Source organism: Amycolatopsis sp. NPDC006131, assembly GCF_040614175.1.
GTDB lineage: Bacteria > Actinomycetota > Actinomycetes > Mycobacteriales > Pseudonocardiaceae > Amycolatopsis_E > Amycolatopsis_E tucumanensis.
The window spans coordinates 60,711-71,108 of the sequence record NZ_JBEXTX010000029.1 but is presented as its reverse complement, the minus strand read 5'-3'; the positions used below and the strand labels follow the sequence as shown (position 1 = coordinate 71,108).

12 protein-coding genes are annotated in these 10,398 nt (G+C 72.2%); 4 read left to right on the top strand and 8 right to left on the bottom strand.

Translation table 11 applies throughout. From position 1 onward, the window contains the following. Positions 1 to 374: 374 nt before the first annotated feature. Together ABZ215_RS17635 and ABZ215_RS17630 are read right to left on the bottom strand one after the other, a co-directional pair. Entirely contained in the window at positions 375 to 1,274 is a 900-nt protein-coding gene (locus ABZ215_RS17635; RefSeq protein ID WP_354950294.1) for a transketolase C-terminal domain-containing protein, read from the bottom strand. Positions 1,275 to 1,277: 3 nt separating this feature from the next. Further along, entirely contained in the window at positions 1,278 to 1,976 is a 699-nt protein-coding gene (locus tag ABZ215_RS17630) for a transketolase (protein ID WP_354950293.1), read from the bottom strand. Positions 1,977 to 2,028: 52 nt separating this feature from the next. On the opposite strand from ABZ215_RS17630, the gene soxR reads away from it, so the two are divergent. Continuing rightward, the gene (soxR, locus tag ABZ215_RS17625; RefSeq protein ID WP_020421831.1) at positions 2,029 to 2,490 is read left to right on the top strand and encodes a redox-sensitive transcriptional activator SoxR; all 462 of its coding nucleotides are present in this window, start codon (positions 2,029 to 2,031) and stop codon (positions 2,488 to 2,490) included. 384 nt (positions 2,491 to 2,874) lie between these two features. Here the strand turns inward: soxR and ABZ215_RS17620 are convergent, their stop codons facing one another. Then, a complete protein-coding gene (locus tag ABZ215_RS17620) occupies positions 2,875 to 3,213 on the bottom strand; it encodes a DUF2695 domain-containing protein (RefSeq protein ID WP_354950292.1) in 339 nt (112 codons plus the stop codon). Positions 3,214 to 3,306: 93 nt separating this feature from the next. Between ABZ215_RS17620 and ABZ215_RS17615 the strand changes: the two genes are divergently transcribed. Together ABZ215_RS17615 and ABZ215_RS17610 are read left to right on the top strand one after the other, a co-directional pair. Further along, the gene (locus ABZ215_RS17615) at positions 3,307 to 3,852 is read left to right on the top strand and encodes an RNA 2'-phosphotransferase (RefSeq protein ID WP_354950291.1); all 546 of its coding nucleotides are present in this window, start codon (positions 3,307 to 3,309) and stop codon (positions 3,850 to 3,852) included. A gap of 17 nt (positions 3,853 to 3,869) precedes the next feature. Further along, positions 3,870 to 4,295 carry a GNAT family N-acetyltransferase gene (locus ABZ215_RS17610; protein WP_020421833.1) on the top strand — a complete coding sequence of 142 codons (426 nt, stop codon included), beginning with the start codon at positions 3,870 to 3,872 and terminating at the stop codon, positions 4,293 to 4,295. A 1-nt stretch (position 4,296) separates the two neighbouring features. Here the strand turns inward: ABZ215_RS17610 and ABZ215_RS17605 are convergent, their stop codons facing one another. Then, entirely contained in the window at positions 4,297 to 4,869 is a 573-nt protein-coding gene (locus ABZ215_RS17605; protein ID WP_020421834.1) for a TetR/AcrR family transcriptional regulator, read from the bottom strand. Between the two features lie 184 nt (positions 4,870 to 5,053). Here ABZ215_RS17605 and ABZ215_RS17600 point away from each other — a divergent pair, with 184 nt between their 5' ends. Next, entirely contained in the window at positions 5,054 to 7,231 is a 2,178-nt protein-coding gene (locus ABZ215_RS17600; protein WP_354950290.1) for an MMPL family transporter, read from the top strand. On the opposite strand, the gene ABZ215_RS17595 is transcribed toward ABZ215_RS17600, so the two are convergent. Genes ABZ215_RS17595 through hisD form a run of 4 tightly spaced genes read right to left on the bottom strand, consistent with a single transcriptional unit; the run spans position 7,228 to position 10,398 of the window. Beyond that, entirely contained in the window at positions 7,228 to 7,386 is a 159-nt protein-coding gene (locus ABZ215_RS17595) for a hypothetical protein (RefSeq protein WP_017984024.1), read from the bottom strand. The two genes, ABZ215_RS17600 and ABZ215_RS17595, sit on opposite strands and share 4 nt — an antisense overlap. Further along, entirely contained in the window at positions 7,383 to 7,982 is a 600-nt protein-coding gene (gene hisB / locus ABZ215_RS17590; protein ID WP_017984025.1) for an imidazoleglycerol-phosphate dehydratase HisB, read from the bottom strand. The genes ABZ215_RS17595 and hisB overlap by 4 nt, the downstream gene beginning before the upstream one ends. Continuing rightward, on the bottom strand, positions 7,979 to 9,076 hold the full coding sequence (locus tag ABZ215_RS17585) for a histidinol-phosphate transaminase (protein WP_354709770.1): 1,098 nt from the start codon (positions 9,074 to 9,076) through the stop codon (positions 7,979 to 7,981). Before ABZ215_RS17585 ends, hisB begins: the two co-directional genes overlap by 4 nt. Continuing rightward, positions 9,073 to 10,398 (bottom strand): histidinol dehydrogenase, encoded by a 1,326-nt coding sequence (gene hisD, locus ABZ215_RS17580; protein ID WP_020421837.1) that lies wholly within the window; start codon positions 10,396 to 10,398, stop codon positions 9,073 to 9,075. Before hisD ends, ABZ215_RS17585 begins: the two co-directional genes overlap by 4 nt.

Sequence of the window (10,398 nt, the reverse complement as noted above, 5' to 3'; positions counted from 1 at the left end):
GACGGCCAGCACCCACGCCCGCCAGGCCAACCACCGGGCTGGCGCAGCCACCCACGCCCGCCAGGCTGGCGCAGCCACCCACCCGCCAGGCCACCGCCCCGCCGACGCAGCCACCCACGCCCGCCATGCCAACCACCGGGCTGGCGCAGCCACCCACGCCCGCCGGGCTGGCGCAGCCACCCACCCGGCAGGCCCTGGGCGGTGCCGGCGCAGCCACCCACCCGCCAGGCCAACCACCGGGCTGGCGCAGCCACCCACCCGCCAGGCCAACCACCGGGCTAGCGCAGCCACCCACCCGCCAGGTGCCGGGTCAGCGCCGGCAGTCCGTGTGGGTGAAGCCCGCTCGGGTGGTTCTGGGCCTCCACTTCGTCCGCTCAGTCCGGGCGCAGGAAGGCCTTCAGGGCGGCCGCGATGCTCGCCTCGTCGAGGGCGTGCGCCAGGTCGTGGTCGGTGACGTCGCCGTACCTGCGCACCTCCGCGTCCCGGCGGGTGCCGAGTGCCCGGAGGCGGTGCGGGACCTCCACGAGGGCCTCGCTGACCTCGTGGGCGGACGTGCCGGCCAGGTACGGCTCGACCAGCACCACGTCCGCCACGCCCGTCTCGGCCACCGCCGCGCGCAGGGTCGCGGCGTCGAAGGGGCGGACGGTCTTCGCGTAGAGCACCGTCACGTCCAGGCCCTCGGCCGCGGCCAGCACGCGGTCCAGCATCGGGCCGACCGCCAGCACGACCCCGCGCCCGCCCCGGCGCACCACCTGCAGGCCCGGCCCCGGGCGTGGGCGCGCGTTCGACTGGCCGCTCAGGCGCAGGTACACCGTGCCGTCGCCGGGCAGCGCGTCGCGCAGCAGCGACTCCGCCTCGTCCGGGTGCCCTGGCACGTGCACGGTCCAGCCCGGGATCGTGTCGATGAGCGCGACGTCCCCCGGCGACTGGTGGGTGCGGCCGGCGGTCGACATGTCGTACGAACCGCCCCACGAGACGAGCACCGCGCCCGCGCCCTGGTGGGTCAGGTCCAGCTTGACCTGCTCGTACGGCCGCTCCACGAGGAACGACGGGAACGTGTGCACCACGGGCCGCATCCCCGCCAGCGCCAGCCCGCCCGCGACGCCGATCAGCGCCTGCTCCCGGATGCCGACGTTGATGACCCGCTCCGGGTGCCTACGCCGGGCGGCTTCCAGCGACGCGGCGGAGATGTCGGCAAGCACGACCGCGACTCGTGGATCCTCGTCGAGCACTTGCTCCATTGTGGACAGGAAGGTCTCCCGCATTCCGCTCATGGCTCAGCTCCCCTTCGGTTCGACGACGGCGACCACGCACAGCGGCCGGTCCGGGTGCGGCGTGGTGAACGCGGCGTGCAACGCGTCGTGGTCGCGGCCGTCGACCGTGCGCGTGGCCCAGCCCTCGACCGCGAAGCGCTGCGCGATGCCGCCCGGCCAGCCGTGCGTCGCCGACTGGTTGTCGACCACCACCGCGGTCAGCTGGGCCATCGACGCCCGTCCGGCGAGCGCGATCGCCTCGTGGTTGGAGCCCTCGTCGAGCTCGGCGTCCCCGGTCAGCACCACCACCTTCGGTTCCGTCAGGCCCTGCGCGCGCAGCCCGAACACCGTCCCGACGCCGAGCGCGAGCCCGTGCCCCAGCGAGCCGCTGGAGATCTCCACGCCGGGCACGAGCGTCCGGTCCGGGTGGTAGCCCAGCCTCGACTCGCTGCCCGCCCAGCCGGCCAGTTCCGCGGGGTCGAGAAACCCCTTCGCCGCCAGGACCGCGTAGTAGGCCATCGGCCCGTGGCCCTTCGACAACAGGAACCGGTCGCGGGCCGGATCGTCCGGCGCGTCGGGCGACACTTTCAGCACCCGGTCGTACAGCACCCACAGCACATCTACTGTGGACTCCGCCGCGCCGGAATGCTTCTCGTCGCCGCGCATGGCGTCGATCAGCGCCGGCACGTCGGCATAGCCCATCCCCCTGGTCGTGTTTTCCATGCTTCGACCGTGCAACCTCGACTTAAGTCGAAGTCAAGGCTAGGCTGGCGCCGTGACCAAGCTTGCCGACCACCTGACCATTGGCCAGGTCGCGGAGCGCAGCGGCGTGCCGCACACGGCGCTGCGCTTCTACGAGGACCGGGGCCTGATCACCTCCGAGCGCTCGGCCGGGAACCAGCGCCGGTACCCGCGATCGGTGCTGCGCCGGATCGCGTTCATCCGGGCGGCGCAGCGGGTGGGGCTCAGCCTCGAGGAAATCCACGACGCGCTGTCCACCCTGCCACGCGACCACGCCCCGACGAAGGCCGACTGGGCCCGGCTGTCCCGCGGGTGGCAGGACGAACTCGACGCCCGGATCGACGCCCTGCAGCGGCTGCGCGACCGGCTGACGGGTTGCGTCGGGTGCGGGTGCCTGTCGTTGCGCGTGTGCGGGCTCTACAACACCGACGACCGGATGGCGCAGTACGGCCCTGGCGCGCGGGGACTCAAGCCGGCCACCGAGGGTGGCGCGTAGTCGGCCGACGGGTCGCGCGCAGTCGGCCAGCGACGATGGCGCGCAGCCAGCCGGCGAAGGTGCCGCGCAGCCGGCGAAGGTGCCGCGCAGCCGGCGAAGGTGCCGCGCAGCCGGCGAAGGTGCCGCGCAGCCGGCGAAGGTGCTTGATTTCGGGAGTGCCGGGGCATCGTCTCCTTCTGTTCACCGCAATATGGGGATGACGGGTGGTCTCGGCTGCAGCCGGGCGCGGGGAGCCAAGTCGGCCCCCGGGATGGCGCTCAATCAGCGCGGTGGGTGCACGTCGCGGGAGCCCCGGGATGGCGCTCAATCGGCGCGATGGGTGCACGATTTCGCGGGAGTGCCGGGGCACCACCGGAGTGAGGTCCGCGAGACGGGAGCTGGCGCTCAAGTCGGCGAGCCGCGGGCTCGCCCGGGAGCGTCAGGCCTGCCCCACATCGAGCAGGGCCTTGTCGAGCCGCGGCGGACTCCGGTGCAGGGTGGGGGCGTGCCGGAGCTCGTCGCGGCTCCGAGGGCGGCCGGCACTCCGCAGTCGCAGTTCACGGCGCGTCTTCGGAACATCCGGTCGAGCGCGACGACACCTGGCGCACGCAAGCCGCGCCAGCGTCGCGTCCACCGCAGCGTGCCGTCGCAGCCGAAATCGGCCAGCAGGCGGCTCACGTAGCAGCTCAGGCATTCTCGTTCCTGCGGCTCGGTCCACAGGTCGAGCAGGCCGGCGTTCGTCATCGGACCCTCCTTCGGTTCGTGCTCCCTGACTACCAGCGGCCTCCGACAAAAACCTTGCGCCGCCTCACCCGATCGTGCGCAACTGGAAACAACATGGACGAAAGAACGATCATCCGGGTGTCCAAGCGGCTGTCCCGGCACCTGCGGCACGAGCCCGGCGCGATCGGGCTGTCCCTCGGCCCCGGCGGCTGGGTCCCGGTCACCGAACTGCTCGCCGCGCTCGCCCGCCACGGGCTGCCGCTCTCCCGGGCCCAACTGGACGAAGTCGTGGCAGGCAACGACAAGCGCCGCTTCGCCTTCGACGAGACCGGGACGCTGATCCGGGCCAGCCAGGGGCACAGCGTGGACGTCGACCTCGGCCTGCCGGACGCCGACCCGCCCGCCACCCTCTTCCACGGCACCGCCGAACGGTTCCTGCCCGCCATCCTCCGCGAGGGCCTGCGCCCGCGCTCCCGCCACGACGTGCACCTTTCGAGCGACACCGAGACCGCCGTCCGCGTCGGCTCGCGCCACGGCAAACCCGTCGTGCTGGTCGTCGACGCAGCCGGAATGACCCGCGACGGCCACCGCTTCCAGGTGAGCGCGAACGGCGTCTGGCTCACCCGTGCGGTGCCTCCGCAGTACCTGAGCCGTCACTGACCGATCACAATGAACGGGTGCGGATCAGGCCAGCCGATGTCACCGACGCCGTAGCCGTCTACACCCTGCTGGACCAGTCCGCCGGCGGACAACCACGGCGGGCGGCGTTCGACCACCACTACGAGCAGCTCATCGCGGCGATGACCTACGACGACACCGACTTCCTGGTGGCCGACACCGATGGCGAGGTCGTCGGCTACGTGCTGGCCGCCCGGGTGCTGTCGCTGCACGCCGGCGGCCCGGTCAGCCACCTGCTGGAACTCGTGGTCGCGCAGGCGCACCGACGGCAGGGCATCGGCGCGATGCTCGTCGACGCGGTCGTCCGGCGAGCGCGGCGCGCCGGGGCCGTCGAAGTGCACGTCATCGCCAGGCACATCCCCGGCTACTTCGAGCGGCTGGGCTTCGCCGAGACCGCGACCTGCCTGACGCTGCCGCTCTCCTGAATCAACCGCGCCGGCGGGGCCTGCCGAGCAGCTTGCGCCCCACCTCGAGCAGCGATTCGCGCAGGGTGTCGTCGTCGTAGTGCGCCAGGTCGGGCGAACCGCCGGCCAGCGCGATCCCGGCGACGGCGGCGTGCGCGGCGACCACCCGCGCCGGATCGGGATCGGGGCCGGTCAGGATCGTCATCATCCCGACCATGCAGCTCTCCTTGCCGAAGAAGTGCTTCTCCAGCGCCCGCGCCACCCCGGGGTCGCTGGAGAACAACGCGACCAGCGCCCGGTGCCGCACCACGAGGTCCACGAACCCGGCCAGCATGTGGTCGATCCGCGCGCCTGGCCTGCGCTCCCGCTCCGCCTCCCCGACGATCGACTCCAGCTCGCGCAGCCCGGGTTCGACCACGGCTTCGGTGATCTCGTCCTTCGTCTTGAAGTGGTAGTACACCGCGGCCTTCGTGACGCCGAGCTCGTCGGCGATCATCTGCAGCGACGTGCCCTCGACCCCGTGCGCGGTGAAAAGCCGCAATGCCGTGGCGAGCAGGCGGGTGCGGGTGTCTTCGTGTCCGGCCACGGCTGCCATCGACTGGTGAACCTCCTCGTCAGCAGCCGAAGAGTACGCGACCCGAAATCCTCCGGCAAACGTTTGAGGTGCTAGCCGTGCGGCTAGTCACACACTAGCCGATCGGCTTGGAGCTCCACTTGCCGATCGGCTAGCTTGAGTATCACCGGATCGGATGTCACTCGACTGAATTGGAGCCGAGTACGTGGCCACCCTGCTCTACCGCCTAGCCCGGTTTTCGTTCCGCCGGCGCTGGCTCGTCGCGAGCGTCTGGACGGCGGTTCTGCTCGTCCTGGGCGGCGGCGCGCTGACGCTGTCCGGCCAGATGTCGAACTCGGTGACCATCCCGGGCACCGAGGCGCAGCAGGCCATCGACCACCTCAAGGACAAGTTCCCGCAGGCAGCGGCAGGCAACGCGACCGCGCGCGTGGCGATCGAGGCGCCGGACGGACAGGCGCTCACCGACCCGGCCGCCCGCGCGACCGTCGAGGAGATGGTCGGCAAGATCAAGACCGCGCCCGGTGTCGCGATGGTCGCCGACCCGTACCAGGCCAAGACGATCTCCGCGGACGGCCGCATCGCCATGGCCCAGGTGAGCTACAAGGTCCCGGCCCCCGAGGTGACCGACAGTGACCGCGAAGCGCTCAAGTCAACCGCCGACGCGGCGAAGAGCGCCGGTTTCAGCGTCGAATTCGGCGGTGACGCGATCCAGGGCGTGCCCGCCACGGAGGCCACCGAGGGCATCGGCGTGATCGTCGCGGCCATCGTCCTGGCGATCACCTTCGGCTCGATCGTCGCCGCCGGGCTGCCCCTGCTGACCGCCCTCATCGGCGTCGGTGTCGGCATGGCGGGCGTGATGACCGTGTCCGGGTTCGTCGACCTGAACTCCAACACCCCGATCCTCGCGCTGATGCTCGGCCTCGCGGTCGGCATCGACTACGCGTTGTTCATCGTCTCCCGCTACCGGCACGAGCTGGCCGAGGGGCACGATCCGGAACTGGCCGCCGGGCGCGCGGTCGGCACCGCGGGTTCCGCCGTGGTGTTCGCCGGCCTGACGGTGATCATCGCCCTGGTCGGGCTCACCGTCGTGGGCATCCCGATCCTCGGCCAGATGGGCGTCGCGGCCGCCGGGACCGTCGCCGTCGCGGTCCTCATCGCCCTGTCGCTGCTGCCCGCGCTGCTCGGCTTCGCCGGCCGCAAGGTCGTCGGCAAGCACGCCCGCCCGAAGCAGAACGGCAAGCCCGCGATGGGCGAGCGCTGGGCCCGATACGTCGGACGGCACCGCGTCCCGGTGCTGGTGACCGCGGTGGTCGGCCTGCTCGTCGTCGCGATCCCGGCGCTGAACATGCAGCTCGGCCTGCCCACCGACGCCACCGCCGCGCCCGAGTCGACCCAGCGCAAGGCCTACGACCTGATCAGCAAGGGCTTCGGCGAGGGCACCAACGGCCCGCTGATCGTCGTCATCGACTCCGCCGACGCGCCCGACCCGCGCCTGGCCGCCACCGAGGCCACCGACTCGATCTCGCGCCTGCCGGACGTCGCCGCGGTGACGCAGGCGCAGTTCAACGCCGAGGGTGACACCGCGCTGGTCACCGTGATCCCGAAGAGCGGTCCGAGCAGCGAGGCGACCGAGCAGCTCGTCGGGAGCATCCGCGACCAGTCCGACCGCCTGTCCGGGGCCACCGGCGCGAAGCTGTCGGTGACCGGTCAGACGGCGCTGCAGATCGACGTGTCGGAGAAGCTGGCCGGCGCGATGCTGCCCTACCTCGGCCTCATCGTCGGGCTCGCGTTCCTGCTGCTGATGCTGGTGTTCCGGTCGATCATCGTGCCGCTGAAGGCGACGCTGGGCTTCCTCGGCTCGGTCGTGGCGACCTTCGGCGCGGTGGTCGCGGTGTTCCAGTGGGGCTGGCTCACCGACCTGCTCGGCGTCGACTCGACCGGCCCGATCATGAGCATGCTGCCGATCCTGCTGATCGGCGTGCTGTTCGGCCTCGCGATGGACTACCAGGTGTTCCTGGTGACCCGGATGCGCGAGGACTACGTGCACGGCGCGGACGCCCGCGACGCCGTGGTGAGCGGGTTCAAGCACGGCGCCCGGGTCGTGGTCGCGGCCGCGCTGATCATGATCAGCGTGTTCGCCGGGTTCATCGCGGCCGAGCTGTCGCTGATCCAGTCGATCGGGTTCGCGCTGGCGTTCGGCGTCCTGGTGGACGCGTTCGTGGTGCGCATGACGATCGTGCCCGCGGTGATGTCGCTGCTCGGCAAGCACGCGTGGTGGCTGCCGAAGTGGCTGCACCGCGCGCTGCCGAACGTCGACGTGGAGGGCGAGAGCCTCGCCAAGCACCTCGACGAGCGCCGTGAACTGGAAGGCGCGCGGAGCTAGGAAACCAGCCAGGCGATCGCGCCGCCGACGGCCAAGAGTGCCGCGACCAGCAACAGCATCGCGAGCACCTTGGCCGTCTTCCACGTGCTGTACACGCCGCCGACCAGGAAGCCGCCGAGCGCCAGCAGCAGCACGGCGACCAGTTCCTTGCTCACAGGACACCCTTCGTCGACGGGATGCCGCCGGCGCGCGGGTCCGGCTCGGTGGCCGCCCGCAGCGCACGCGCGACGGCCTTGTACTGGGCCTCGGCGATGTGGTGCGGGTCGCGGCCGTGGATGACGCGGACGTGCAGCGCGATCTGCGCGTGGAACGACAGCGAGTCGAACACGTGCCTGGTCAGCACGAACGGGTAGTTGCCGCCGATGGTGAACGTGTTGAACTGCTCCGGCTCGCCGACGTGCACGCAGTACGGGCGGCCGGACACGTCGATCGCGGCGTGCGCGAGTGTCTCGTCCATCGGGATCCACGCGTCGCCGAAGCGGCGGATGCCCGACTTGTCGCCCAGCGCCTGGCGGATCGCCTGGCCCAGCACGATCGCGGTGTCCTCGACCGTGTGGTGCGCGTCGATCTCGATGTCGCCGGTCGCGTCGACCTTCAGGTCGAGCGAGCCGTGCACGCCGAACGAGTTGAGCATGTGGTCGTAGAACGGGACCCCGGTGGACACCTCCACCTGCCCGGTGCCGTCCAGGTCGACCACCACCGTGATCGAGGACTCCTTCGTGGTCCGGGAAACCTTGCCGACGCGGCTCACCGCGGGACCTCCTTGCTCGCCGCCAGGAAGGCGTCGTTCTCCTCCGGGGTGCCGACGGTCACCCGCAGGTGACCCTCGATGCCGACGTCGCGGATCAGCACCCCGTTGTCCACGTAGGCCTGCCAGCTCGCCCGCGCGTCGGCGAAGCGGCCGAACAGGATGAAGTTGGCGTCGCTGGGCACCGGCGTGAAGCCGAGACCCAGCAGGCCCTCGACGACGCGCTCGCGCTCGGCCGCGAGCTTGGCGACCGAGGCCAGCGTCTCGTCCGCGTGCCGCAGCGCCGCCCGCGCGGCCGCCTGCGTCAGCACCGACAGGTGGTAGGGCAGGCGCACCAGCTGCAGCGCGTCGATCACCGCCGGGGCGGCCGCGAGGTAGCCGAGCCGCCCGCCGGCGAAGGCGAACGCCTTGCTCATCGTGCGCGACACGATCAGCTGCGCCGGGTAGGCCTCGATCAGCTCGACCGCGCTGCGCTGCGACGAGAACTCCGCGTAGGCCTCGTCCACCACGACGATGCCCGGGGCGGCGCGCAGCACCAGCTCCAGCTCGTCGAACGGGATCGAGCCGCCGGTCGGGTTGTTCGGGCTGGTCACGAACACGACGTCGGGCTTGCGCTCGGCGACGATCCGCGCGGCGGCCTCGGTGTCGAGCGTGAAGTCGTCCCGCCGGGGCGTCGCGACCCAGTCGGTGCGGGTGCCCGCCGCGATGATCGGGTGCATCGAGTACGACGGCTCGAAGCCCAGCGCGCTGCGGCCGGGACCGCCGAAGGCCTGCAGGATCTGCTGCAGCACCTCGTTGGACCCGTTGGCGGCCCACAAGTTCCGCTCGGTCAGCGGCACGCCCGTCGCGCCGGACAGGTACGCCGCGAGGTCCTGGCGCAGGGCGATCGCGTCGCGGTCCGGGTAGCGGTGCAGGCCAGCGGCGGCCTCGCGGACGGCCTCGGTGACGTCGTCGACCAGGGCCTGCGGCGGCGGGTACGGGTTCTCGTTCGTGTTGAGCCGGACCGGGACGTCCAGCTGCGGGGCGCCGTAGGGGCTGCGGCCCCGCAGGTCCTCGCGCAGCGGCAGGTCCTCGAGACGGACGTCGTCGGAACTCACTCGGCTCCTCCCGGGAAGCGGGCGGTGACCGCTTCCCCGTGTGCGGGCAGGTCTTCGGCGTTGGCGAGCGCGACGACCTTGCCGGCCACCTCGCGCAGCGCCTCCTCGCTGTAGTCGATGACGTGGATGCCGCGCAGGAAGCTCTGCACGGACAGCCCCGACGAATGGCGCGCGTAACCGCCGGTGGGCAGCACGTGGTTCGACCCCGCGCAGTAGTCGCCGAGCGAGACCGGCGCGTACGGGCCGACGAACACCGCGCCGGCGTTGCGCACCCGGGCGGCGACGGCCCGCGCGTCGGCCGTCTGGATCTCCAGGTGCTCGGCCGCGTAGGCGTCCACCACCCGCAGCCCCTCGTCTACAGTGGACACCAGCACGGTGCCGGACTGCTTGCCGCGCAACGCCTCGCCGATGCGCTCGGTGTGCTTGGTGGCGGCGACGCGGCCGGCCAGCTCCCGGTCCACCGCGTCGGCCAGCTCCTCCGACGTGGTGACCAGCACGCTCGCGGCGAGCGGGTCGTGCTCGGCTTGGCTCACCAGGTCGGCCGCCACGTGCACCGGGTCGGCCGTCTCGTCGGCCAGGATCGCGATCTCCGTCGGCCCCGCCTCGGAGTCGATGCCGATCAGGCCGCGCAGCAGGCGCTTGGCCGCGGTCAGGTAGATGTTGCCGGGGCCGGTCACCAGGTCGACCGGGACCAGCTCGGCGCCGTCGGTGTCGGTGCCGCCGTGGGCCATCAGCGCCACGGCCTGCGCGCCGCCGACCGCCCACACCTCGTCCACGCCCAGCAGCGCGGCGGCGGCCAGGATCGTCGGGTGCGGCCTGCCGCCGAACTCGGCCTGCGGCGGCGAGCACAGCACCAGCGAGCCGACGCCCGCGACCTGTGCCGGGACGACGTTCATCACCACGCTCGACGGGTAGACCGCGAGCCCGCCGGGGGCGTAGAGGCCGACGCGCTCGACCGGCACCCAGCGCTCGGTGACCGTGCCACCGTCGGCGACCGTCGTGGTCACGTCGGCCCGCCGCTGGTCGGCGTGCACCTTGCGGGCTCGCTCGATGGCCTCCTCCAGCGCGGCGCGCACCGCCGGGTCCAGCGTGGTCAGCGCGGCCTCGATCTCCGCGCGCGGCACGCGGACGCTCGCCGGGCGCACGCGGTCGAACCGCTCGGTGTACTCCAGGACCGCCTCGACCCCGCGCTCGCGGACCGCCTCGACCACCGGGCGGACCTGATGCAGCGCCGCGTCCACGTCGATCTCGGCACGCGGGAGCGTGGCTCGGAGTTCGGTGGCGGACAGCACGCGTCCACGCAGGTCGATGCGGTTCAACAT

Coding starts and splice junctions, on each gene's coding strand:
- ABZ215_RS17635 (WP_354950294.1), bottom strand. CDS start 1,274: ATGAGCGGAATGCGGGAGACCTTCCTGTCCACAATGGAGCAAGTGCTC.
- ABZ215_RS17630 (WP_354950293.1), bottom strand. CDS start 1,976: ATGGAAAACACGACCAGGGGGATGGGCTATGCCGACGTGCCGGCGCTG.
- ABZ215_RS17620 (WP_354950292.1), bottom strand. CDS start 3,213: ATGACGAACGCCGGCCTGCTCGACCTGTGGACCGAGCCGCAGGAACGA.
- ABZ215_RS17615 (WP_354950291.1), top strand. CDS start 3,307: ATGGACGAAAGAACGATCATCCGGGTGTCCAAGCGGCTGTCCCGGCAC.
- ABZ215_RS17605 (WP_020421834.1), bottom strand. CDS start 4,869: ATGGCAGCCGTGGCCGGACACGAAGACACCCGCACCCGCCTGCTCGCC.
- hisD (WP_020421837.1), bottom strand. CDS start 10,398: ATGTTGAACCGCATCGACCTGCGTGGACGCGTGCTGTCCGCCACCGAA.